The organism is Streptomyces sp. NPDC001450, assembly GCF_053597295.1.
In genome coordinates, this window is the sequence record NZ_JBSFHY010000006.1 from 117,578 (window position 1) to 140,675 (window position 23,098).

A 23,098-nucleotide genomic window follows, 5' to 3' on the forward strand; every position below is an offset into this window, starting at 1 on the left:
GAACTGCTCCTGGTTCTTGGGTGGTTCGGGTCAGGGCCGGACGCGGTCGCTGCGCGCTTCGAGTCCCTCCCGGGAGAGGGTGAAGTTCTGCTGGAAGGAGCCCGGGCGCAGGTTGTGGGTGACGGACTTGACGTAGTAGTCGCCGTCGTAGGCCCGTCCGGCGCCGCGGACGCCGACGAGCCGGCGCGGCTGGAGGAGGTAGCCGTGCCGGTTGACGTCGAGCGAGCCGGAGCCCGAGACGACGTCGGCGGAGACCGCGGCCCGGGCGAGGAGTTCGGCCTCGGCCTGCTCGCGCTGCTGCTTGGCGGTACCGGAGAGCGTCCTGCGCCTGAGGGCGGGGGTGGGCCGCCTGCCGAGCGGCGGGCGCAGAGGGCTGATCGGCGGCTGGGGCAGCAGGGTGGCCTGGCGGGTGCCGGGGTCCTGCCAGCGCGCCTGCGGTTCCTCGCGTGCCGTGCCGTCGTACGCGAACGTCAGCTGGTCCACGGTGGTGTTGGCGTCCATGTTGACGTTGAGGGCGTGCTGCCGCAGGCCGAGCCGGACCTCCGGGCCCCAACGGGCCGACGACTGACCGGGGTTGGGCCCGGGCTCAAGGTAGAAGGTGTAGCCGTTGGCACGGGCCAGCTCGCTGACGTACTGCAGATCCGTACCCGTCTGGTAGTGCACGCGGAGGTCCTGGTGCGGGGGCTGGGACACCTTCTCGGTGTAGACGTCCGGCCGGATGCCGTAGTCCGAGTAGCGGCGCAGGATGGCGAGGACGCGCTCGGACGGGGGCAGGTTGGGATAGCGGGCGGTGCGCTCCTCCAGGTCCATGAGCAGCGTCAGGTCCTCGCCGGTGACGGTGAGGGTGGAGTGCCCGGGGATGTTGCTGGCGCCGACCTCCTGCCGGACGATCAGCCCGTCGAACAGCACCTCGGGTGTGCCGCGGACGCTGACGGTGAGGATGACGCGCGTCTTGGGGTCGAAGAACCCCTCCGGCAGCAGGCGCTGGTTGATCAGCCCCTGCTTGGTGAGGTCGAAGGCGAACTGGAAGCCGCTGCGCTCCCCCGCGGTGGCGGTGATCTGGGCGGACAGCAGCGCCTCGGCGACCTCGGCCGGGACCGGGCGGGCCAGGGTGGGGCCCATGAGGAGCTGGATGTGGACGGGGCCCTGCCCCACGGGCTGTTCAGACACGCCGCTCTCCGCGCGGGAAACCGCCGGCCGGCGGAATGCCGATGACGCGCCCGGCCTCGTCCGTCAGCTCCCGTGGATCGAGCACGGGATTGGCGTCGGCGATCCGCCACCACTGTCCCGGGTCGCCGAGGAAGCGCTGCCCGAGCAGATCGGGACGCTCGCCGGCAGCCACCGTGTGCGGCTCGGTCTCCTCGTCGAGCGGAGGCAGCAACCGCCGCTTGGTGTAACGGACTTCGGTGCCGTCGGCCATCCGGTGCACGCCGATCTCGGCGTCGTGGTACCGGCTGGTGCGCGGGTAGGGGTGTGCTCCGGGTATGGAGTCGAGTGCGCTCTCGTAGGGCTCGGTGCCGGCCATGGCTCTCTCCTCATCCCCTTCCGGTCATGAGTCCGACCCCGCCGAGGGCGAGGGCGCCCAGGCTGCCGCCGCGCGCCGCGGCCGCGAGCCGCTCCTTCTGCGCCAGGTGCGCCATGTACAGGTCGGCGCCGCGATGCCCGGCGGGCAGGTCGCTCACGGTCAGGATCTTCATTCCGATGCTCAGCGAGGCCCGGATCGGGTTGAGGTTGACGTCGAAGGCGGACTCGTTGACGGAGAGTTCGGTGAGCCGGACGGGCATGACCCGCTTGCTCCCCCAGGTGAACAGCGTCAGCGGCATCTCGATCGGGCTGATCTCGATGCTCCCCTTCCGCGTCAGCTTGCTCGCGGCCCGCAACTGCGCGGTGGTCGGCTGCACCAGCATCTCCAGGGTGGCGAGCTGCGGGTGGATCCCGTCGGGCGCGGCGATCTCCAGCTGGTCGGTCGCGTCGATCTCGGCGGTGAACTTCCAGGTCTCCTGGGCGGGTCCCTTGAGACGCAGGGCCTCATTGCGGTCCCCGCTGCCGGTTCCGCCGCCGCCCCCGTCACCACCGTCCCCGGCGGACTGGGGCGCGATGCTGCGCTCCAGGGTGTCGGGGTTGAACTGGAGCACGATGATGCGTTGGGGGGTGCCGGTGTCGGGGTCGACGACGACTATGCCCGAGCGGATGGGTTTGGGGATGTCGGCGTAGCGGGTCACAGGCGGGCCTCCAGCCGGGCAGCCAACGAGCTGTAGTCGTGGTTCGGGAAAAGCGTCGGAAATATTTCAATCATGCGCCTCAGCCGGGCCACGGTTTCACGGAACACCTGACCTCTCAGCGAGATATCAGTAAACAGATACTGCCACCCAAAAACCCCTTTGGTGAGTACTACGGCCTCGAGGTACTCACAGTACGCGAGCTCCATCTTGATGAGATCAGACTCACGCCCCGGAGCAGTACTCAAGCGCATGTCGTAGTACCACATCTCCAACGGATCCACATGCTCCTGCAGGCGGATGGCGCTAAAATTGCCGGTTCCTGCATGCTGCGGGAAGTCAATCACGCGAAGCTGTTGGTATATTTCCAGACCATCCGGACTCGCCGTCTCTTCGGTGAATTGTGGTGCTGGATTGAGGATGGCTTCGTACAGATCCCCCAGCCTGAACTCTCCGCCGACTTCTGGTTCTCCTTCCGCTGTGCGCCAGCGACAGGAGATCTCTGTGACGCGGATGTTGCACGCACGCAGCGACGCCCCAAGATTCACGTTCTTGAATCGCCCCAGAAACGAGAAGATTTCCGGGTTCTCGGTGAGCCCTTCCAGCACGTCTCCCCGCTCGAAGAAGTCGACCTCCAGAGCATCACATTCAAGAATCTCATTGAGCGAGTCCACCTGGCTCTGTTCTCCGGGTGACAGGGGGCGCATGACAACTCCGTTCCACAGATCAACTAAAATCCTACAGGGGTAGCGATCCACCCTCCTGGAGGATCTCCTCAAGCCTCCCCTCGAAGTCCGGGAAGTAGGATTTAGTCCTTCCATTCCTCTTCATTCGATCCTTCTCGTACTTGGCAATCACCTGAACGAGTTCGGGTACCGTCCTGATGTCACGCCCCGTATCCGCCTTGAACTTCACTATGGCGCGGTGCGCGAGATCGGCGAATTCTGGCGTGACATCCAGCAAGTGCTTCAACTGTCCTGACGACGCGTTGTTGACGGTTACATTCGCCCGCGCCCCGGGCTGAGGCGGCTTTTCGGGTGCCGTGTGGTACTCATGGACGCCACGCTTGGATTCATCCATCTTGACCCACTTGCTGGTGTTCCTGTGCCGCTGAAGTTCGTACCTGCCCCACCTGGCCTGCAGATAGCTCGGGAATCCCGGGTACGGCCCAGGGTGGTAGTTCACACGAATCCGGTACCAGATCGCCCGCTGGTTCGGGGGTTGCTCGTTGACGCCCAGGTATCCGTATGCATGCTTCTCGATCTCGTCCTTGAACTTCGTGTTGACGGAGGGTCCCCGGGCCGGAACCAGATTCGTCCCGAGCGCCGGCCCGCCGAGCTGATCCGAAAGGAGATGCATACGGACCCACCAGTTCGACGGATCCGTGTTGAGTTTGTACATGTTGAGGTGACGGAACCCAATGGGTTCATTTCTGGGCGCCTTGTCCGCACTCGAGCCGTGCGAGTTCGCGTACTTCTTCGTGATGTACTGCGCCTCGAAGTCCTGGGCGAGCCTGTTGTTGGTGAAAGCGGGCACCTTGGTGAAGGGCAGCGCAGGATCGCTCATCACGAACAGATAGTCACGGGTGTCTCCCTGCAGGTTGTTCTTTCCCCGGATCACCGGCCTGCGCGGGTTGAGCACCGCAGTGACGGTGAAGTCCGGATCACCGCCGGTCCGTATCAGCGCAGTGAGCCTGAAGTGCTCTCGGAGGCCCTCCAGGGTCGCCCGGTGGTTCCCGACGGAGAGACCATCGTCGAGCTTTTCACGCAGAATCTTCCGAATGCGAGCGACAATCGCGTCGAGACGCCTTTCCTTTGCCTCGCCGGAATTCTCCTCTTCCTTCCTCTTGCGCCTCTTCTCCTTCCTGTGCCTGAGCTTCTTCGGTTCCTCCCCGTCCTTGTGCTTCCTGTCCTTGTGCTTCCCGTCCTTGTCCTTCGGCTCCTTGCCGCTTTCGCTCTTCTTCTTGCCGCCCTCGTCCTTGTCGGACTTCGGCTTCTTAGACGGTCCGTCGCCGTCGCCCTTGGGCTGGGTCGATTCCTTCGGATCCTTCGAGTCCTTCGGCTTGTTCGGAGTCTCGTCCTTGTCCGGCTTCGGCTTCTTCGGCGATCCGTCCCCGTCGCTCTTGGGCTCGGCCCGGTCCGGCTCATTGTCTGCAGGGGTCTTCTCGTCGTTCCTGGGCTTGGTCGGGTCCTTCTCGTCCTTCGGCCTGCCCGGGGTCTCGTCCTTGTCGAGCTTCGGCTTCGCCTTGGGCTCCGGCTTCGGCTTCGCCGACGGAGTGGGACGCGAGTCCGGCTTGCCGGCGGGCTTGCCGGTCGGACGGGCGGTGCTCGACTCGCCCGCCTTCGGCCGGGTGGGCGTGTCCGTCTCGCCGGTCGTGGGCTTTCTGCCGGCGCCTTCGGTGTCCTTCGGCCTGCTCGGGGCCGCGGCCGCGTCCTTGGGGCGCGTGGACGCCGCGGGCGTGTTCGTCGGGCGCTCGGCCGGGGCCTGCTCCATGGGGCGGTTTCCGCGCGGGGCGCCCGCGTCGGCGGCCCCGGCCGAAGGCCTGCCCGCGCCCCGTCCTTCCTTGCCGAACCCACCCAGCTTCGCCGCCACCCCCTTCAGGCGCTTGCCCACCTTCGCGACGTACTTGCCGATGCCGTCCAGCAGTGCCTGGTAGGCCAGCTCCAGGAGGGCGACGATGCCTGCCGCGACCGCCTTGGCGAACAGGAGGCCCGCGCCTCCCTGGCGGACCGCGCGCAGCCAGGCGAGGACCGCGCCCATGGCGCGCAGGATCTCGCCCAGGGCGCCGATCGCCGTGCGGATCGCGTCGATGACGGCCGTCACCCAGCCCGCGCCCGGGATCAGCTTCGCGATGACCTTGGTGATCACGATCTCGCCGATGATGAACGGGAGCTGGGGCACCACGGCGTCCCAGGTCTCCTTCACGATCCGCTCGAGCGAGAAGCCGCCCTTGATCAGCTTGTCGATGATGGCCTTGGGTACGCCGATGATCTCCTCGATCTTCGACTGGAACCACTGCTTGACGGCGGACTGGACCTCGCGGAACAGGTGGTTCTTCGCGCCGTCCACCGCGGAGTTCTTCGCGCCGCTCAGCCAGCCGCCGGGGTCGTCCAGGAAGTCGATCGCGATCATCATGAACTCGCCGAGCGCGCCCAGGAGTTTGGAGGCGTAGTCGAGGATCGTCTTGACCGCGTCGATCACGGACTTGATGACGTCCATGAGCATCTTCTTGAGGATGTTCAGGATGTCGCTGAGCATCTTGGCGAGGGCGTTGAGCAGGTCCGTGACGATCTGCTTCAGCTGTGCCGCGAGCCTGGTGACGAACGCGATCGCCGCCGCGATGAGGTTGGTGATGAACTTCCTGATGCGGGCGGCCAGTTCGATGACGGCCCGGACCATCGCCTTGGCGAACTCGATCAGGTCGTTGATCAGGTTCTTGACGGTGTCGACGATGAACTTCCGGGCCTCGTTGATCCAGCGCTCGACGGTCTCCTTGAAGTTCTTGATGAAGCCGACGACCGCGTCACGCGCGTCCCGGATGATCCGGACGATCGCGTTCTTGATCTCGATGACCTTCTCTTTGATCCAGTCGAAGGCCTTCGTGAGCCAGTTGCCAGACTCCTTTGCCGCGCCGTCCGTCTTGTTCTTGGCGTCCGTCTCGGCCTGGTCGCCCTTGTCCTTGATCTTCTTGTCGCTGTCGGTCTTCTGCTTCGAGACGTCGTCGTCGGTCTTCTTCTCGCGGTCCTCGACGTCCTTGCGGAGCTTCTTTGACCGATCGGTCTTCTTGCTGCCGAGCTTCTGGAGCTCCTGGTCCTGTTCCTTGCGCCAGTCGGTGCGCTGTGCCGTGACCTCGTCGAGGGCCTTCGTGCGCCGGCCCGTCTGTTCCTGCGTGTTCTTGCCGATCTCGGCGTCGACCTGCTGCTTGTGCTTCTGCTGCGAGTCACGGAAGTCCTTGTCCTTGGTCTGACGGCTGTCGGACATGCCCTTCCGGCCCTGGCTGAACGCCGCCTGGAACTCGGGCCCGCGGTCGTGCTCCGCCACCGCGGACGCCGCGTCCGGGGGTACGGCGCCGGTGGACGCCTTGCCGGGCGCGGCGGCCTTGGCGCCGTCCGCGCCGGGCACCTTGCCCTTCACCTGCTCCTGGGGGGCGTCGGGGTAGACCTGGTCCTCGCCCATCCCGCGGCCGGAGTCGTCGCGTGCCGTGTCGAGGGTCTCCTGACCCTTCGCGTCGACGGCGGAACCCTGTTCGCCGGCCGTCTGCTCCGCGGCACCCTGCATCTGCACGCCGGGCGCGTTGCCCGCCTGGGCCTGCTTGAGGGCCTCGTCCTTCGTGGGCAGCCCGGCGAACTTGGCCGCCAGCTCCTGCTTGTCGACCTTGAAGCCGAGCTTCTCGGCGAGCCAGCCGATGCCGAAGCCGAGTGCCATCTTGAAGGTCTGCCAGCCGCTCGGCTCCTCGGCCTTCTCCGCCTCGATCTGGCCTTCGGGCTGCTTCGCCCCCGTGACCTCGGCGTTCTCCTGCTCGGGTGCCTCCGACTTCTGCGCCGGGTCCTGCGAGTACTGGGCTGGTGAGTCGGTCTTCGGCTTGCCCTCCAGGGTCTGCGGCGCGCCCGCGGGACGCTGCATCGAGGGCGGCGCGGCGGCGAGCTGTCTGTGCTCGTCGCCGACGCTGCGGTCGACCGAGCCGCTGACCCCGCCCATCGCCTCCAGTGCCTGGTGGGGCTTCAACCGGGCGGCCGTGCTCAGGCCGGCCTCGGGCGAGACCTGGGAGAGGTTCGGGGCCGGCCCCGAGTCCTTCTTCCCCTTGCCCTTGCCGGCCGGCTTGCTGGCGACGCCGCCGCCCGTGGCACCGGAGGCGGCGGGCACCGACTTCGGGACCACGGTCCTGGGCGCCCGTTCCGCCGTCGGCGCGGGCTCGGCATCGGCTGCTCTGGGCGCGGGCGCCTCGGACGCCGGGGCAGGGGCGGTCGCCCGTGTCGCAGCGGGCCGCGGGGCCGCGCTCTGCTCGCTCGGAGAGCGGTCGGCCTCGGGCGCGGCCCCGCTCTGCGAGCCGCTGGTGGAGCTGCCGGGGTGGTCCGCGTTGGATCCGCCGGTGATGTGGGAGTCGCGGGCTGCCGAGGGCGACTTGGCGTCGTCCGTGCGCTCGGTTCCGGCGGCCGCGGCCGCGGGGGCCTGCTGCTGCTCGCTCTTTGGCGCGGGCGCCGCGGCCGTACCGCCCACCGCCTGCGGGGAACTCTTCTCCTGACCGGCTGCCGCCCTGTCCCCCGCGGCCGGAGTGCCCTTCTCCTGCTTGGCCGCGTTCTCCTTCGCGGCCCCGCTCTCCTCCGACCTCCCGCCGTCCTGCGCGCCGGGCGCCTGCTGCACCGTGGTCTGTGCCGTGACCGGGCCGGCCTTCGGATCGTCGCCGCGCTTCGGGTCCTTGGAGACGGCGCCGGTGTGCGCCGCAGTCGTGAATGTCCGGTCCGCAGCGAGGTCGGCGAGCAGGGTGTCACCCGGTCCGCCCTCCGTCTCGCGGGACGCCGAGGGCTCGGCAGCCGCTTCCTCGACCGTGTCGTCCTCGGACTCCGCCTCCGCTTCGGCCGCCGCGTCCTCGGCGTCCTCGGCGTCGCGCTCGGCCTGCACCCGGTCGGCCTTGGTCAACGGGGGTGCGGGGAAGTCGGGGAGCGACTCGCTGCCGGACGTGGCGTCCTGCCGCGCGTCCGCCGTCGGAACCCCGGACAGGTCGGGGTCCTGCTCCGGCAGGAAGTCCTCCGGCTGGAGCTTGGTGTCCCAGGCGCTCGCCTCGCCCCCTGCGACCTCCACCTCCGAGGTGCTGTCGGACTCGGCCGCGTCCTCGTCCGCCGACTCCTCGGGGCCGTCGAGATCCTGGCTGCGTACGCCGTCCAGCCTGCTCGACGGAGCGGGCAGCTCGGTGTCCCGGCCCACCGTGGGCGATGCGGTCGGCTGCTCCGCGCCGCGCTTGTCCTCCTTGCCTGCCTGCTTGCCGGTGACGAACTGCTCGGCGGCGCCGGGGCGGTTCCGGGCGGCGGACTCCTCAGCGCCGGCCGTGGGGGCGCCCTGCTGGTCGCCCGTCTCCTCGCCGCCCTTCTCCTTCTTCTGCCCCTGGTCGGCTCGCTGGGCCTGCGTCTTCTCCTCGGCCTGCGCGCCCTGACCGCCCTGCGCGGTGGTGGGCCCTCCCGCCGGTGCGGCGGCCGTCGCCTCCCGCTGTCCGGATCCGGAGGACGACCGGGCTGCGCCGCCGGCCGCCTCGGAGCCCGACTGCTGCCGCTGCTGCTCGCGGGTGCCGCCGTTCGGCGGAGTGCTTCCGGGCGCGCCCTCGTGGTCGGTCCGGTCCTTCTCCGGACCGGGTGCGGTCTCCGGCTCGTCCTTCCGCGCCCGCTCCTCCGCGTCGCCGCGCCGGGTGCTGTCCCGCTCGGCCTGGATCTCCTCGGCCGCGTCGGGCTCGATCCCGGGAGCATCGTGCGCGTCACGCTCCACTCGGTCGTCGGCGAAGTCGTCGTACGCGTCGATCTCGTCGACGAGGTCCAGCACCCGGTCCTGTTCGGAGCCGAGCAGCCGGTTCTCCAGCCGGTCGAGGACCTGGTCGAGCAACTCCTCGGGCAATCCTGCCAGTTGCTTGCGGGTGCGCTTGGACAGGTCCTCCGGGTCGCCGCGCAGGGAACGTACGACCGAGTTGGCGAGCCGGTCGACGAGGGTCGCCGGGTCGATCGCCTCCGTGCGCCTGCGGTCCGCGTCCAGGGTGGCGTACCGCAGCCAACCGGGTGTCGCCTGCCCCTCCCGCACCTCCGGGGCGGACTGTGCCCGGTCCGGTCGTACGAGGCTCTGGGCGGCCGACTCGGCCTCCCGCTCGATGGCCTGCTGCGGCAGGCTGACGGCGCCCAGGTCGCGCCCGGCCCGCAGCGTCCCGAGGCCATGCGGGTTCTGCACGGTGTGCAGCAGCTCATGGGCCAGCAGTCGTCGGCCCTCGTCGGTGCCCGGCTTGAAGGCGCCCTCGCCGAAGAGGATGTCCTGGCCGACGGCCACGGCGTCCGCGCCGAGCAGCTGGGTGAGCTGTGCGGCGTCCCGGCCGGTGTGCAGGCGTACCCGGCTCAGGTCGTGGCCGAGCTGCTCCTCCAACTCACGTCGTACGCCAGGGTCGAGGGGCTGTCCGGCGCCGCTGACGATGTTCTTCGGCTCGGGGGCGCGGGACGTGGCGGCTCGCTCCTTGCGCCTGCGCCGGCGCTGTTCGGCGCTCTGCTCCGCGTTCTCCTGTTGTGCCTGGGAGCTCACGGCGTCACCTCCCCGTGGCCGCTGAGTCCCTCGTGCACCGCGCGGGCCAGCTCCTGGCCGAGGCGGCGTGCGGACAGCCCGGCGGGCAGGGGCGCGAGACCGGTCAGCGCGTCGATGGTCAGGGCGCCGTACGTGGCCAGGGGTACGCCGTGCAGCCGTACCAGCCGGGTCAGTTCACGTTCGAACGCGGCCGAGACGCGGGCCGGGTCCGCCCGGAAGCCGTCGAGTACGAGTTCGCCGATCTCCACGCGGATCGCCGAAGGTTTTCTGCTCACACCCATCCGCGGACCTCCGTCGGGGTCAGCGAGCGCTCCAGTTTGAGGTACTCGGTGCGGGCGGCCGCGAGCATGTGCCGCATCTGCAGCCGGTCGCCCTCCTCGGCGGCGAGGAACGCTCCGGACAGCGCGATGTTGCGGATCGAGCCGCCGGCGACGGTGAGCCGGGCCAGCAGCACGGGGTCGATGTCCTTGACGGGGGCCTGCGATGGCAGCACCCGGCGCCAGATCTCGGCGCGTTCGTGCTCGGCCGGGAAGGGGAAGTCGACCACGAAGCGGATGCGCCGCAGGAAGGCGGTGTCGAGGGCCTGCTTCATGTTGGTGGTGAGGATGGCGAGACCCCGGTAGGCCTCCATCCGCATGAGCAGGTAGCTGACCTCGAGGTTGGCGTACCGGTCGTGGCTGTCCTTGACCTCGCTGCGCTTGCCGAAGAGGGCGTCGGCCTCGTCGAACAGCAGCAGCGCGCCGCCGCGTTCGGCGGCGTCGAAGACGCGGCGGAGGTTCTTCTCGGTCTCTCCGATGTACTTGCTGACCACCTGGGAGAGGTCCACGACGAACAGGTCGAGGCCCAGTTCCTTGGCCATGACCTCGGCCGCAAGGGTCTTGCCGGTGCCGGAGCCGCCCGCGAACAGGGCGGTGACGCCGAGGCCGCGGCGCAGGGTCGCGGCGAAGCCCCACTCCTGGTGGACGGTCGACCGCTGGCGCACGTGCGCGACGATCTCCCGCAGCACGGCCGTCTGCCGCTCGTGCAGCACGAGGTCGTCCCAGCCGGCCCTGGGCTCGATCCGGCGGCCGAGTTCGTCCATGCCGATGCGGGCCTCGTCCAGACCGGCCAGCCAGGCGAGTTCGGCGGCGTCCAGCTCGTCCTCGTGGGGCAGCCGGCGGCGTACCGCGGCCGCGGCGGACCGTACGACGTGCGGCGGCAGCTGGAACTGCGCCACCAGGGACCGCAGTTCGGACTCCTGGAGGTCGGCGACATCCTCGAACGAGTCGGCCCAGAGCGCGAGTTGCTCGTCGTCGTCCAGGCGGGGCACGGGCACTCGCAGGCCGTGCGGGCGCTCGGTGCGCATCGGGTCCCCACTGGAGACGACGACGGGTACGGCGGCCCCGGCCAGGAAGGCCTCGGTCGCCGCCCGCTGGTCGCGGTCCAGTTCGCCGGCCTCCACCAGCAGCGCGGCCGGCAGCAGGATCGCCTCCCGCTGCCACAGCCGGGCCAGCCGGTCGCGTTCGACGGGGTCGGCCGGCACGTCCTCGGCGCTCATGGCGTACAGCCCGAGCCCGCAGCGGGCGGCCGCGGCGGCGGCGATGTCGGCCCGGCTGCGCAGGTCGCCGCCGGTCACCTCGACCAGCAGCGGTGCGTCGGGGCTGCGGCCGTCCTCCGTCCAGCCCTCGGCGAGCCGGCTCGCGGCCACGTCGTACGAGGGCGGGAGCGCCTCCGGTGCCATGGTGCGGCGCAGCCTGCCGTGCAGCCGGACGTCGAGGTAGGGCGAGCCCAGCAGGAAGTGCAGGATGCGCTCGTCCAGCCGGAGCCGGGAGACGGTCAGCCGGGTCTCGTCCTCCAGTTCGACGATCCGCCAGCGCCTCAGCGGTGCCACGGGGGTGAGCGCGCTCCAGTGCGGCTCGTCCAGGGCGGCCAGCGCGAGCGAGAAGGTGGGGTACGCCCGTTGCGGGTCTCCGGCGGCCGCCGCACACCGGGCGGCGGTCGTGGGGTCGAGTTCGTCGGCGGCGGTGAGCAGGACGAGGTCGCGTTCGAAGGGGGTGAGGCCGAAGCAGGCGACGAGGGCGTCGAGGGGGGCGGTGGTCTCGGGTACCGGTACGACGGCGGTGTCGGCGCCGGTGTCGCGGGACTGCTGCCCGGTGGCGCGCGCCGCGTGGGCGTCGACGCGGGCCAGGACGCGCCGGATCCCGGCGGTCAGCGCCGTGCCGCCGTCGCTCGCGGCCGTCGCGCTCGGCTCGTACGTGCCCATGTGTTCACCTGCCCCCGTCGTGTCGCTCATGCCGTCTCAGTTCTCCGCGCCCTCGTCGCCGCCCGCCCGCGTTCCGGAGCCGGAGTCCGTCTCCTCGGCGGGCCGTGCGCTCTTCGGTGTCCGCTTCGCGGACCGTGCCGGCTGCGCCGCTCTCCGTGTACGGGCGGGTGCCTTGGCCGCGGTCCTGGCGACGGCCTTGGCAGGTGCCGTCTTCGCGGCCTGGTCGGAAGCCGGCTCTTCGGCGGGGATCTCGACTTCCTTGCCGGGTCCATCCGCTGACGGTTCCTCAGGTTGCGGCTCAGCCCCCGGAGGGACCGGCGCTCCCGGTGCCCCGAACGGCAGCACCCGTACCTCGGGCCGTTCGACCGGCTTCGCCGGTACCGGGGTCTCGCGGCCGTCGATGAAGACGAGGGAGGCCTGGTAGACGACCGACAGCGCGTACGGGGTCTGGTAGAGCATCCCCCACAGCTTGGACGTCTCGTCGATGTCCATGACCGACGGTGTGAACCGCACCCGCTGCGCCGCCTCGGCGAGGTCGCTGCCCGCCAGGTAGGGCTTCTCACCGGCGAGTTCGATGACGTCCTTGGGCAGGACGGGTATCTCGTGCAGGGTGCGCACCACCGAGCCGATGAGCCGCTGCCCGACCAGCTCGGTCTCGTCGCCGTACGCGGTGATCAGGTACTGCAGGTCGAGTGCGGCGGCGGCCCGGCGCACCAGCCTGCCGTCGGGCGCGCGGGTGGGCAGGTCGTTGTTGCGCTGCGAGGTGTTGGGGGTGACCTGGTAGAGGAAGACGGAGATGGTGGGGTCCGTCGGCGGCTCGGTGGGCGGCTTGCGCGGCTCCACCTTGACGGCCATGTCGATGTCCGGCTGCAGATGGGACTCGATCAGCAGGGCCAGGGCCTGGCTGACATGGGCGAGGGCGAGTGCGTTGCTCATGACGTCAGTTCCCCGGTTCCTCTCGAGTTGCCTCTCCCGCCGCGCTCACTGCCGTGCGGCTCACTCGCGCCCCCGTGCCAGGTAGTCCGCCAGGCTGAGGGCCGTCCCGGGCCGCTCCGCCGGCCGCGCCGGCTGCCGTGGTCCGTTCCTCGACGGCGACTGCCCGGCGGTCACCTCGAGGCGGCCGATCTGTACCTGCACCACCTGTTCGGGTGCCTTCCCCGGCCGGCGTGCGGCGGCCTGCCGTACGGCCTCGCGGGCCGCCGTCGCGTCCGCGGCGCTCGGCCTCGGTGCCGCGGACACGACGGTGGGGGGAGCGGCGCCCGCACCCGGGGGGGTGGGTACGGACGCCGCGACCCGGTCCGCGCCCCGCACCGGGCTTTCCCGCCCGGACGTGCGCGAACCGGTCCTGGGCACCGGCAGCGGCCTGGGCGCCAGGGGCGCGGCGGGGCGCAGCAGCGGCGCTTCGGGCAGGGCGGTCGGTGCGGGGCGTGGCGCCTGCTCCGCGGGGGCCCGTTCGGTGCGTACGACGGTCCGCTCCCGTTCCGTGTGGAGCCGGGGCTCGGCGGCGGGCCGTGGCACGTCCCGGTCCGGTGCGGGTGCGGGCGTGGCGGAAGGCCACAGCACGGTGTCCGTGGCGTCCGGGTCCGGGGTGCGGGCCCGTACCGCCTCGACACGCTCGAACGGCCCGGGCAGCCGCGGCCGCACCCGGACGGCGTCCGGCCCGGGGGCGGCGTGCCGGGCGATCAGCCGGTCGAGGAAGTCGGGCTCCGCCTCGGGCGCCCGGGAGGAGGAGTCAGACATCCGCACACAGCTCCAGGTAGTAGCGGCGCCGCAGCGGGCTGAGCGCCAGGATCTCCGGCTCGCTCCAGCCGTAGGCGGTGGCGAGCAGATGGACGTCGAGGAGCAGGTCCCTGGCCCAGGCGTCCAGTTCGGTCCACAGGTAGGAGGCGATGTCGAGGTCGGCCCGGCCGGCCGCGCCGCACTCGGGGCAGCCGATGCTGAGCGTGACGTCGGCGCCCGGGTCCGCGGCCTCGACGGCCTCGGCGATCCGTCGCTGTACCGGCGCCGGAAGGGCGTCGGCGGTCCTGGGCGTCCCATCGTGCTCCGCCGAGACCAGGCAGCGGGCGAGCAGCGCGGCGCGCGGGTCCGCGGCCCGGGCCGCGGTCGTCAGGTCGGCGGCGGAGGGCAGCCGGAACGTGATGTCCCAGCCGCCCTCCGTCAGCCGTACGACCGTGTCCTCGGGTGCGCCGAGGGAACGGGCGAACTCCCCGGCGTCCAGCTCGAACTCCATGTCCGCGCCGCACGCCCGGCACTCCAGCCGCACCTGCATCCGCTCCCCGAACAGGGCGCGGCGCAGGGCGAACAGGTCGGACTCGCGCTCACCGACCGGCACCGCGGGCAGCACCGCGGTGTCGAGGTCCGGGCGCGCCGTGCCGTGCAGCAGCAGGGCGCGTCCGGTGGCCGTCTCGGCGAGCCCCGCCTCCCAGGTGGCCAGCAGCCCGGCCGCCCCGGTGATCGCCATGTGTTCCCCCGGCTTCCTCACCTCGTGTCTGATCAGGCCGGGTTGAGGAAGGAGGGCTCCTCGGGCTCGGGCACCTCGTAGTCCCGCTCCCAGCCCTCGCACTCGAGCTTCAGCGACTGGATGGCCACCGCGTTGGCGTTGGCGTCCAGTTCGCCGAGGACCTGGTACTCGCTGGGCCAGGTCCGGTAGAGCTTGTGCGAGACGGCGACCTGGCCGGCCTCGTTGAGGACCTGTATGACGATGTCCTTGCGGAAGTCGGCGAGGGACACCTCGGAGCCGAGGCCCGCGCCGACCTGCCAGACCTTGTTGGCCCAGCGGTCGAACTCGGGGTCGTGGGTGACGCCGCGCTCCAGCGTGATGCCCTCGAACTCGGAGCGGCCCGGCGACTTGCGCGGGGAGGACGGGTCGCCGCCGTGGCGGTGCTTGACGACCTCGGTGGTGCGCTTCAGCGGACTGATCTTGCTGATGCCGGCGACCGTACGACCGTCCCACAGGACCAGGAACTTGAAGTTCTTGTAGGGGTCGAAACGATGGGCGTTGACGGTGAACTCTGCCATCGGATTCCTTCAGCTCTCCAAGATTCCCGTGGGCCTACAGCTCGAACTGGCCGGACGTCTGCTGGATTTTGACGATCACGAACTCCGCCGGGCGGACCGGTGCGATGCCGACCAGGACGTTCACGATCCCGTTCGCGATGTCCTCGTCGGTGGTGGTGTCGCTGTCGCACTTGACGAAGTAGGCCTCGCGTGGGGTGCCGCCCTTGAAGGCGCCCTGCCTGAAGAGCGTGTGCAGGTACGAGGAGGCGGCGAGGCGGATCTGCTGCCACAGGTTCTCGTCGTTGGGTTCGAACACCACCCACTGCAGGCCGCGCTGGAGGCTCTCCTCGACGTGCAGGGCGAGCCGCCGTACGGGCACGTACTTCCACTCGCTGTCGAGGGCGTCGGCGCCCTCCAGGGTGCGGGCGCCCCAGACCGTCGGGCCGGTCAGCGGGAAGCTGCGCAGGCAGTTGACGCCGAGCGGGTTGAGCAGTCCGGTCTCGCGGTCGGTCAGGTTGACCGTGAGCGAGTGGACGCCCGCGAGCCGCGCCTCGGTGCCGGCCGGTGCCTTCCAGACGCCGCGCTCGGAGTCGGTGCGTGCAATGACGCCCGCGATCGCGCCGGAGGGCGGGAAGGCGCGCAGCCGCCCGGTGAGCGGGTCGGTGAGCTGCAGGTGCGGGAAGTACAGGGCCGCGTGGTTGCCGCGTACGGCGTCGAAGGCGGCGACGCCGGCGCGTGCGGTGTCCACGCTGACCCAGGTGCCGGGCGCGTCGACGAGCAGGAAGATCCGCCGTTCCTGGCACAGGCGCTGGGCCGCCGACACGACCGTGATCGCGTCCTCGGTCTTCTCGTACGCGGCCAGCTCGGGCAGGACGAGCAGGTTGACGTCGGCCACGCCGCGCAGCGCCTGGATGCCGGTCTTGTCGGCCTCGGAGCCGATGAGGTCGCGCGGTCCGGGCGCCTCGCCGTCCTCGCCGCCCGCCAGGGGGAAGACCGGCGGGTTGACGGAGGCCTCCAGGCCGAGGTCGTTGGCGCACTCGCCGAGGAAGCGGACGACGTCCTCGGGGTCGGTGGAGCCCGCGACCACCTGGATGCGGCGGCCGAAGGCGGTCACCTCGGCGCCCGCGAAGGCGTGCCGGCCCGGGGCGTCGGGCAGCGCGCGCAGCTTGCGCTCGAGCAGTAGGGCCAGTTCGGCCACGGTGCACGGGGCTTCGCCGTCGCAGTCGGGGTCGTAGAGCGTGAACTCGCGCTCCACGTCGCCGATCTTGACGGTGAGGTCGACGGCCAGGTCGGGCAGCTCGTGGCCGAAGGGCTTGGAGACCGTCCCGGACGGGTCGGGGCGGCCCTCGCCGAGCACCTCGACGCGGATCAGCCGGGAGCCGGCGTTGATCACGGTCTGGGCGTAGCGGCCGCTGGACGGGTCCATGGACAGGCCGGTGAAGCTCTCGCGGGCCTCGCCCCTGGCGTCGTGGACACGCAGGTTGAAGGTTTCGTCGGGGCAGGGCGTGTCCTGGTCGACGGCCACGCGCAGGCCGTTGCCCCACACGCCGGGCTCCTTGGCGTGCACCTCCAGGACCGGGCTGTCGCTGTGGCCCTCGGTGGACTTGAGGGTGACGCAGGCGGCCTTGCCGCTGCCGGCCTTGGTGACGCGGACGACGACGGCGACGGTGCCGCCGTTGCCGAAGAACTGGTGGACCGCGTAGCCGACGGCGCTGCGTGCGCTCAGGCCGCCGAAGCGGCGCTCGAACTCCGCGAAGCTGGTGACGCGTACCGGCTCGTTCAGCGGACCCCGCCGGGTGTGACCCACGAAAGCGGTCACCGACGTGGTCAGGGTCGAGATGGTGCGGGTGCTGCTGGGAAGCTCTTCGACGTAGACGCCGGGATACGTCGGCTTGGCGGCGCTCACCGCGCTCATCGGCTTTCCCCCTCCTGTCCCTGTCTCTCGGGCACCGGACGAAGGCACCAAGAGAGTGACAGCGGAGGGGCATGTTCCGGATCGGTGCGGCAAACGGCCCCCGTGCGACTGGACGACGGCGGCCGAGCGCACACCGCATCAGTTCCCCCGTCGACGCCCGGACGGTCGGTGTCCGGGTCAAGCAGTGTGCTTGCGACTCCTGATGCTCAAGTGCTCAACACACCTTGTTGCGTCGGGAGTTGGGCCAACAAGGCGTCTTCCGGCCAGGCAGGGGGAAGGTTTCGTGAAGGTCAACTCCCCGCCTTCGCACATCTTGTCCGCGCGCCCCCGACAGGTGGTGCACAGCTTCCCCACAGGGGGTGACGGGGCGTCGGCCGGGCCGGGCCCGGGCGACCGCGGCCACCTGGGAGGCAGCACTCCACCCGCCCGGCGCACGGATCCGGGGTCCCCCGGGCCCTCCTCGACTCGTACACAATCCACGGTGGCCGGTTCCGCCGGGGTGCGTGTTTCCCGAGCGCCGGACGGCGTTGTCAGTGGCCTCCCCTAGAGTTCCCGTCACTTGATCACTGCGCATGCGGGGAGGCATGTATGGGGTGGGTTACGGCCGGTGACTACGAAGTCGCCCTCGACGGCGGGAAGGTGGTGTGCCGCAACGCCACCGGGCGCCGGCTGAAGTCCGTGCCCGCCAAGCTCGGCGACGATCCGGCGGTCGTGGGTCTCAGGCAGCTCGCCGAGTGGCTGGAGCGGCACGAACGGCAGTGCCTGGCCGACGTGGAGCGGTGGATGGTCCGCTCGCTTCCGGTGCCGTTCGCCGTCGTCGCCCGGGTGTGGCCGGACCCCGCCTGGCAGGCCGCCCTGCGCGACCTGGTCGTCACCGGCGAGGACGGACAGGTCGCCGGCTTCCTGCGGGACGCCGACCCCGAGCGCGGCCTGGGCCTCGTCGACCTCGACGGCGACACCGTCCGCATCTCCCCCGGCCTCGTGCGCATCCCGCATCCGGTCCTCCTGGACGACCTGGAGGAACTGCGCGAGTTCGCCGTCGAGCTGGGCGTCGAGCAGCGCGCCCAGCAGCTTTTCCGCGAGGTCTGGCACCGCCCGGCCGACGTCGACGCCGAGGGCACCCAGGTGGAGGAGTACGCGGGCGGCTCGTACAAGGAGCTGCGCTTCCTGCACGGCAGGACCACCCAGCTCGGCTACCGGGTGCGGGGCGGACACGCCGTGTGCTCGGTCCTGGAGGACGGCCGCGGCATCGAGGCCCGCGTCTGGGTCGGCGACTACGACGGATACGAGGAGACCGAGACCGGGTCGCTGGTGTGGTCCGACCCCGCCGGACGCGTACTGAAGCTCGGTCAGGTGGGGCCGGTCGCCTGGTCGGAGGGCATGCGCATGGCGGCGGCGCTGTACGCCGGGCGGGACATCCAGGACGAGGAGCAGGCGGCATGACGGTCATCACCGGGTACGACGAGACCACCGCGGCCACGCTGCTGGACGCCGGCGCCGTGCTGCCCCCGGGCAGCACGGCGCGCGAGGACGCCGACAGCCTCACCGTCCGCACCTACACGCACCCCGCCCTGGACGATCGTCAGGTGGTCCGTCTGGTGCCGGGCACCCTCGGCGAGGCGGAGGACCTGGCGCTGGAGTTCCTGGGCCTCGCCCGCGACCCGGAGGCGCCCGAGGTCGGGCAGGTGCGCAAGGAGACGCTGGGCTTCCCGGCCTGGGCGCTGGTGAACGACCCGGCGAACGGGCACCACGCGCTCGCCCTGGTCAAGGACGTCGAGCGGCTCGCCCGGCAGGCCAAGTCCCGCCCCGGCACCGCCAAGGAGGGCTTCGAGGCGCTCGGCGAACGGCTCGGCCGGGCCGTGCCGCACTTCCTGCCGACCTTCTACGAGCAGGCCGCACGGGTCTTCCTGCAGCACGAGAACACCACGTACGCGGCCGCCTTCTTCGGCAAGGCCCGCGAGGCCGAGCGGGTGCACGCGCTCGCCGTGGACGAGGAGCGGCAGCGGGCGGTCTTCCTGGAGTTCGCCTTCGCCGGAGCGCTGACCGTCAAGGCCCTCAAGGAACACGTGAAGGACCTCGCCCGGCGCCTCGACCCGGCCGCCGCGTGGGCGCAGTTCCGGCAGCTGGCGGTCGAGCGCTGCGCGGCCGGCATGCCGCCGTACGCCTCGCTGCCGCAGGACGCGCGCGGGCTGATCAAGGCGGCGGGCCTGGACCGGGACACCGAGGAGTGCGCCCTGGTCGCCGACCTGCTCGCCTCCCCCGCCGCCGTCCGGGCACCCGCGTCCTTCTGGAACTCCTACCGCGCCGTCCTGCCGGTCCTCGCGCAGCGGCAGCCGGCCGTGCGGACGCGTCTGCTGGAGATCATGCCGGCCGGGCTCGGCCGGGAGGTCCAGGACGACGAGTTCTGGCTGACGCTGCTCGCCGAGTGCGGGGCCGAGCGGCTGCTGACCGAGCAGGCCGCGGCCGAGGAGTACGAGGTCGATCCCGCGGACTGGCTGAGCCGCTGGGCCCTCTTCCGCAAGCACGGCAAGTCCTGGTCGGGCCGCTCGCCTGCCACGCTGGCGCTCGTCGAACGGATGGCTCCGCGCCTGCGCGCCGCCGGGCGGCCCGTGGACCTGTTCACCGGCCGCTGGCGCGTCGGCGCCGACCTCGACCTGCTGGACCTGTGTACGGCCGAGGACATCCCGCTCGCCGTGCCCGGCGCCGACGTGAACGTGTACCTGCCGCTCACCGACTGGCTGAGGGACACCCGCAGCGGCCGCCGGGACCTGGTGGCCGTCGCGGCCGACCGGCGCTTCCGGCGCCTGCTGCACCAGGCCGTCGAGCCGGTGGGCAACGACTCCCACAGTTCCGCCCTGCTGAAGACGGTCGCCGCCCATCCCGTGCTGTCCGTGGTGCTGCGCGAGTGGCTGGACGAAGCCGCCGGGGAGTTCACGCGCGCGGTGGGCCTGCCCCGCGCCCGTGCCGCGCTCGACCGGCTGCGCCCCTTCCGCACGGTCGCCTCCGAGGCCGGTCCCGACGCCGTCGCCCGCGTCGCCGGACACGAGGTGGCGCCGCTGCTCGGCCGCACCCTGCGCGCCGGAATCCTGGACGAGCTGGGCTGGGCCGCCCTGGACAAGGCTCTGGAGCTGCTCGACGCGGAGACCCGGAAGGGCGAGGACAACACCCTGACGGTCCACGAGGCCTGGCCCGCGCTGATCCTGGTGCGCCGGCACAAGGCGGTCGTGGTGGGCCCGGACAAGGTGCTGCTCGACCACGACCTTCGCCTGCCCCAGGAGCTGGACCGCTGGCAGCGGCCCCGGCTCCGCTACGTGGACGGCGAACTGCTGGTGATGTGGCGGCAGGGCGCGAAGCAGTACGGCTACTGGTCGGCCCGTCCCGCCGAGGTGTTCGAACTCGGCGGCGAGCAGCTTTCCTCCTACTGGACCGGGAACGAGACCGGCGCGCCGTCGATCCCGCTGCCCGGCGGCGGCCGCGCCACCGGCGGCCGCACCCTGCACACCGGGGACACGGTCCTGCCGCCGAGCCGTGCCGTGATCGGCGACGGCACCACGTTGTGGCGCCAGGGCAGGCAAGGCCTGGAGACGGTGTGGCTGGAGTACGACCCGGCCACCGGCACGCACGGCCGCGCCTCGCTGCCCGCGCTGCTGCGGTCGGGCATCCGCGAGGGCGCCTCCCTGCTGACGCGCTCCTGCGAGGTGCTGCCGCTGCAACCGGGCCTTGAGAACAGCCCGTTCGGGACCGACGGCACGGTGCTGGGCCGCTGGGTGCGCCTGGAGGGCAAGGGGGACGAGGCGCGCTGCGTCGCCGGGACGCCGGACGGGCGCACCGTGTCCGTGGCCGCGTACCACGGGCGGGCGGGAGCGGTGCCGGTCGGGGCGCTGCGGCTGCCCGGAGGCGCCGAGCCGATCGCCGCTGAGATGGTCCGCCAGGTCGGCCTGTTCGCACCCGACGACACCTCCCGGGGCGGCGAGCTGGGCCGGGTGACACCCGGCGAGAGCGGCGGCGAGTTCGCCGCCGGAACGCGGCTGGTGCCGCCGCTCGCCTTCTGGCACGCGCTGCGCCCCCGCGACGAGCAGGGCTCGGCCGTGCTGCGCGCCCTGACCGACGAGCGGGCGGCCGAGATGCTGAGGGTCATGGCCACGGCGCTGGCCGGGCGGCTGGAGCAGATCGCCCGCGCCGGGGCGGACGAGACCGCCAAGGCCGCCGTACCCACCGCGGTCCAGGTCGCCCTGGACGCGGTACGCCTGGCCCTGCCGGATGTCACGGACCGGCGGCTGCTCGTCGGCGTCACCGCCGTGGTCCGTTCGGCGCTGCGCATCACCGAGTCGGCCACCACTTTCGCGACTCCTCCCGAGGAGCGGCCGCGCAAGCCGCGCAGCGGGACCGTGGAGATGTTCGCCGACTACAGCCCCCGGAACGGCGACGACCGCACCCTGCACGACGCGCTGTCCGGGGTCGTCGGCCTGCACGGCTGGTGGTACGGGGAGCGGTGGAGTGTGCTGCGCCAGATCCGGGCGGTGAACCACGTGCTGTCCGGCAGACCCGCCGAGGGCAAGCATCTGCCCGACCGGGACCAGCTGGCCGCCCTCGGCGACGGCTGGCTCAGCGACGAGCACACCATCCCCGGGATCGGCACGGTGTGGCCGCCCGTGCTGGGCGTCCTGCGGGCGCTCGCCCACCGGGCCACCTCGCCCGCCCTGTCCGACGCCCGACGGGAGCCGCTGCTCCTGCTGTTGGAGGCGGTCGCCGAAGGGCCGCTCGCGGCGGCCGGGGGCGGCCTGCGCGAGATCGTGCTGTGCGAGCCGCACGACAAGCAGCAACGGGCCGGCCAGGTGCTGCGGCGCGACGGCCGCACCGTCGTGATCCTCGGCTGCCAGAGCATCGACAGCGAGCGGGACCGCGTGCGCTGGCTGGCACTGGACCACGACCCGTCCGGTGCGTTCGGCGCGATCGCCCACTTCGCGCTGGAGAGCGAGGTCCGGCACGGCACGGCGATCTCCGCCGAGGACCTCGCCACCGTCACCCGGCTGGTCAGGGACAAGGGCGCCGCGCCCTGGCGGCCCGAGGCACCCGAGGCGCTGGTGGCGGCGACGGACGGCGGACTCGGTCCGCTGCAGGCGGCCGTGCTGCTGGCCGGCCTGCCGCAGTCGCCCGGCGCGGAGGGACTGGCCGTGCTCGGACTCAAGCCGCGGCAGTGCGAGTTCGCCGTCTCCCGGGTCAACGCCCTGGAACCGGAGAAGCGCAACGCCCTCCTGGGCGCCCTGCTGCCCGCGGACCCCGCCGGCCTGTGGACCACCGGACCGGACACGGAGGCGGCCGGCCGGGTGTGGGCCGAGCGGCTCGGCTCGCTCGTCCGCGTACCGGAAGAGCTCGCCCCCGACCTGGCCGGAACGGGCGCCGGTTACGCCGAGGAGGTGCTCAACCCGTCCCGCACCCCCTGGCTCTCCCGCACCACGGTCCTGCGGCCCGACAAGGACGGCAACCTCGCCTGGGAGGACCCCGGGGCAATCCCCGGCCGGCACGATCTCACGTCCGCCGTGAACGCCCTGGCCGCGCTGGCCTACGTCCTGCCGTACGGCCACCTGCTGCGTGCCTCCCTGCCCGAGGGGCTCGCCGCCCTGCGCCGCCGGGTGCGCGATCCTGAGCTGCTGCTCGACCTGGACGTCGAGTGGACGGAGAAGGGCGGCTCGACCGCCGTCGAACTGCGCAAGGCCTACGGGCTGCCGGCGACCGGGGGCGCCGACGCGCATGGTCTCACCCGGGTCGGCGAGGCGATCGTCCTGCGCCCCTGGTACCGCGACACGGAGACGGTGCTGGTCCGCCCGGCCGCGCTCGCCGGCCCGGACGACACCGTGTTCGGGCTGCTGGAAGGCCTGGTCGGCGGGGCGCGCGGCCACGGTCTGCGCATGCTGCGCACGCTTCTGGGCGACGACCTGGCCCGGGCGGTCGAGGCCGGCGTGGGCACCGAGGGCCCCTCGGGGTACGCGCAGGACCCGACCGTCACCGTGCCGGCGCTCGTCACCGAGGCCGCGGCGGCACACGGCCTGGGCGAGGACGCGGCCGCGCTCTACCTCATGCTGCTGGCCCTGCCCGACCCGACGGACCGCAACTGCGCACGCTGGACCGGCTGGAAGCCCGCCCGGACGAAGAAGGCCCGTGCGGAGCTGGCCGCCACGGACCTGGTCGTGGAGGCCAAGCGGCCGCGCGCCGGGCGGACCCTGTTCCTGCCCTGCGGCTGGCGCGAGCTGAAGTCGCCCGCGCTGCCGGTGGAGATCTGGAAGGAGGGCCTGTATCCGGTCCTCGACCACCGGCGCGCCCTGCCCCTGCTGCCGGTGCCCGAGCTGTTCGCCCGCGCCTGGGACCGCGTCCGCGCCGGGGACGCCCCGGCCTACGAGGAGCTGACCACGCGGGCGCCGCGCAGGGGGCGGCGCCGATGATCCTCTCCCCACCGACCAC

Annotated in this window: 14 protein-coding genes; 2 read left to right on the plus strand and 12 right to left on the minus strand. The window is 71.8% G+C overall.

The window, feature by feature from the left end:
- Positions 1-30 precede the first annotated feature (30 nt).
- The 12 genes from ACWC5O_RS08305 to ACWC5O_RS08360 are packed head-to-tail and all read right to left on the minus strand — an operon-like array spanning position 31 to position 16,639.
- Entirely contained in the window at positions 31-1,170 is a 1,140-nt protein-coding gene (locus ACWC5O_RS08305; protein WP_450585822.1) for a hypothetical protein, read from the minus strand.
- Positions 1,163-1,525, minus strand: coding sequence for a hypothetical protein (locus ACWC5O_RS08310; RefSeq protein WP_450585821.1), 363 nt, complete (start codon positions 1,523-1,525; stop codon positions 1,163-1,165). Before ACWC5O_RS08310 ends, ACWC5O_RS08305 begins: the two co-directional genes overlap by 8 nt.
- A gap of 10 nt (positions 1,526-1,535) precedes the next feature.
- A complete protein-coding gene (locus ACWC5O_RS08315; protein ID WP_450585819.1) occupies positions 1,536-2,222 on the minus strand; it encodes a hypothetical protein in 687 nt (228 codons plus the stop codon).
- Positions 2,219-2,926, minus strand: a complete 708-nt coding sequence (locus tag ACWC5O_RS08320; protein ID WP_450585817.1) for a hypothetical protein — start codon at positions 2,924-2,926, stop codon at positions 2,219-2,221. The genes ACWC5O_RS08315 and ACWC5O_RS08320 overlap by 4 nt, the downstream gene beginning before the upstream one ends.
- Positions 2,927-2,957: 31 nt before the next feature.
- Positions 2,958-9,485 (minus strand): eCIS core domain-containing protein, encoded by a 6,528-nt coding sequence (locus tag ACWC5O_RS08325; protein WP_450585815.1) that lies wholly within the window; start codon positions 9,483-9,485, stop codon positions 2,958-2,960.
- Complete coding sequence (locus tag ACWC5O_RS08330; RefSeq protein ID WP_450585813.1) at positions 9,482-9,766, minus strand: hypothetical protein; 285 nt, start codon at positions 9,764-9,766, stop codon at positions 9,482-9,484. The genes ACWC5O_RS08325 and ACWC5O_RS08330 overlap by 4 nt, the downstream gene beginning before the upstream one ends.
- Positions 9,757-11,727 carry an ATP-binding protein gene (locus tag ACWC5O_RS08335; protein ID WP_450586010.1) on the minus strand — a complete coding sequence of 657 codons (1,971 nt, stop codon included), beginning with the start codon at positions 11,725-11,727 and terminating at the stop codon, positions 9,757-9,759. Before ACWC5O_RS08335 ends, ACWC5O_RS08330 begins: the two co-directional genes overlap by 10 nt.
- 36 nt (positions 11,728-11,763) lie before the next feature.
- The gene (locus ACWC5O_RS08340) at positions 11,764-12,663 is read right to left on the minus strand and encodes a Pvc16 family protein (protein WP_450585811.1); all 900 of its coding nucleotides are present in this window, start codon (positions 12,661-12,663) and stop codon (positions 11,764-11,766) included.
- A gap of 60 nt (positions 12,664-12,723) precedes the next feature.
- A complete protein-coding gene (locus ACWC5O_RS08345) occupies positions 12,724-13,467 on the minus strand; it encodes a hypothetical protein (RefSeq protein WP_450585810.1) in 744 nt (247 codons plus the stop codon).
- The gene (locus ACWC5O_RS08350) at positions 13,460-14,188 is read right to left on the minus strand and encodes a T4 family baseplate hub assembly chaperone (RefSeq protein WP_450585808.1); all 729 of its coding nucleotides are present in this window, start codon (positions 14,186-14,188) and stop codon (positions 13,460-13,462) included. Before ACWC5O_RS08350 ends, ACWC5O_RS08345 begins: the two co-directional genes overlap by 8 nt.
- A gap of 32 nt (positions 14,189-14,220) precedes the next feature.
- Complete coding sequence (locus ACWC5O_RS08355; RefSeq protein ID WP_004003113.1) at positions 14,221-14,745, minus strand: phage tail protein; 525 nt, start codon at positions 14,743-14,745, stop codon at positions 14,221-14,223.
- Between the two features lie 34 nt (positions 14,746-14,779).
- Positions 14,780-16,639, minus strand: coding sequence for a phage tail sheath family protein (locus tag ACWC5O_RS08360; protein WP_450585806.1), 1,860 nt, complete (start codon positions 16,637-16,639; stop codon positions 14,780-14,782).
- Between the two features lie 588 nt (positions 16,640-17,227).
- Here ACWC5O_RS08360 and ACWC5O_RS08365 point away from each other — a divergent pair.
- Both ACWC5O_RS08365 and ACWC5O_RS08370 read left to right on the plus strand, forming a co-directional pair.
- The gene (locus ACWC5O_RS08365) at positions 17,228-18,082 is read left to right on the plus strand and encodes a DUF4132 domain-containing protein (RefSeq protein WP_450585804.1); all 855 of its coding nucleotides are present in this window, start codon (positions 17,228-17,230) and stop codon (positions 18,080-18,082) included.
- Positions 18,079-23,079: a hypothetical protein gene (locus ACWC5O_RS08370; RefSeq protein ID WP_450585802.1), complete on the plus strand. Its 5,001-nt coding sequence runs from the start codon at positions 18,079-18,081 to the stop codon at positions 23,077-23,079. The genes ACWC5O_RS08365 and ACWC5O_RS08370 overlap by 4 nt, the downstream gene beginning before the upstream one ends.
- Positions 23,080-23,098: the final 19 nt, after the last annotated feature.

Coding starts and splice junctions, on each gene's coding strand:
- ACWC5O_RS08310 (WP_450585821.1), bottom strand. CDS start 1,525: ATGGCCGGCACCGAGCCCTACGAGAGCGCACTCGACTCCATACCCGGA.
- ACWC5O_RS08320 (WP_450585817.1), bottom strand. CDS start 2,926: ATGCGCCCCCTGTCACCCGGAGAACAGAGCCAGGTGGACTCGCTCAAT.
- ACWC5O_RS08330 (WP_450585813.1), bottom strand. CDS start 9,766: ATGGGTGTGAGCAGAAAACCTTCGGCGATCCGCGTGGAGATCGGCGAA.
- ACWC5O_RS08335 (WP_450586010.1), bottom strand. CDS start 11,727: ATGGGCACGTACGAGCCGAGCGCGACGGCCGCGAGCGACGGCGGCACG.
- ACWC5O_RS08340 (WP_450585811.1), bottom strand. CDS start 12,663: ATGAGCAACGCACTCGCCCTCGCCCATGTCAGCCAGGCCCTGGCCCTG.
- ACWC5O_RS08345 (WP_450585810.1), bottom strand. CDS start 13,467: ATGTCTGACTCCTCCTCCCGGGCGCCCGAGGCGGAGCCCGACTTCCTC.
- ACWC5O_RS08350 (WP_450585808.1), bottom strand. CDS start 14,188: ATGGCGATCACCGGGGCGGCCGGGCTGCTGGCCACCTGGGAGGCGGGG.
- ACWC5O_RS08355 (WP_004003113.1), bottom strand. CDS start 14,745: ATGGCAGAGTTCACCGTCAACGCCCATCGTTTCGACCCCTACAAGAAC.
- ACWC5O_RS08360 (WP_450585806.1), bottom strand. CDS start 16,639: ATGAGCGCGGTGAGCGCCGCCAAGCCGACGTATCCCGGCGTCTACGTC.
- ACWC5O_RS08365 (WP_450585804.1), top strand. CDS start 17,228: ATGGGGTGGGTTACGGCCGGTGACTACGAAGTCGCCCTCGACGGCGGG.
- ACWC5O_RS08370 (WP_450585802.1), top strand. CDS start 18,079: ATGACGGTCATCACCGGGTACGACGAGACCACCGCGGCCACGCTGCTG.